Origin of the sequence: Companilactobacillus nuruki, assembly GCF_002872255.1 — a bacterium.
In the GTDB taxonomy this organism is placed as follows: Bacteria; Bacillota; Bacilli; order Lactobacillales; family Lactobacillaceae; genus Companilactobacillus; species Companilactobacillus nuruki.
Map to the genome: position 1 here is coordinate 1 of NZ_NIPR01000051.1, position 870 is coordinate 870.

The window sequence follows — 870 nt, forward strand, 5'->3', positions numbered from 1 at the left end:
ATGACAATATAATCATTAGCAAATTCTTCAATTGAATAAGCTGAAATTCCTGGTTTAATCATATCGCGTAAACCTAAATGAACGCCTGCCAAGATTTTACCTGACTCACGCATTCCTTCTATTTCTCGCTCTGATTTTAATGTAATCATTTAATATCCCCCAATTAACCTTTACTATACTTCTTATGAAAATCTGTACTTGCTAAGGTAATTTTTATTGTTTGTGCAGTTGTTTTAGAGATTCCTAAAGCAGTCAACTGTTCAATTGTTGCTTCTTTCATCTTTTTAACCGAACCAAATTCCTTTAAGAGTTTGGTTCTAGTTTTTGGCCCAACACCTTGTATATCATCTAATCTTGATGAAAGTGCATTTTTACTACGTGTTTTTCGCTGGAATGTAATAGCAAAACGGTGAACTTCATCTTGAATTCTCTGCAACAAGTAAAATCCCTGACTCTTACGATCTAAGGGTACCTCAATACCATCCTCACCAAAAATTAAATGTGATGTATTGTGGTGATCATCTTTGACCATCCCTGCTACTGGAATATTAATGCCTAATTCATTTTGCAAGACGTCCATAACCGCACGTAACTCAATGATACCACCATCCATCAGGATTAAATCTGGCAATGGTGTATTTTCTTTAATTAATCGCGAATAACGTCGATAAACAACCTCACGGGTATTCGCTGCTTCGTCAGCACCCGATTGATGTTCAACCTCACCTTTAATCTTATACTTTCGATAACCACTTTTTTCTGGCCTACCATCTTTAAACATTACCATTGCTGATACTGGATTGGTTCCTTGGATATGCGAATGATCAAATGACTCAATAACATGACCATAAGGCAAATTCAACGCTTCAA

At 36.1% G+C, this 870-nt stretch carries 1 protein-coding gene and 1 pseudogene; both read right to left on the reverse strand.

The window, feature by feature from the left end; translation table 11 throughout:
* Positions 1–149: pseudogene (locus tag CBP76_RS13400) on the reverse strand (type I methionyl aminopeptidase); the annotation flags it as partial.
* Between the two features lie 14 nt (positions 150–163).
* Positions 164–870, reverse strand: a 707-nt coding sequence (locus tag CBP76_RS10395) for a helix-hairpin-helix domain-containing protein (protein ID WP_102196805.1), incomplete at its 5' end; no start/stop codon positions are given.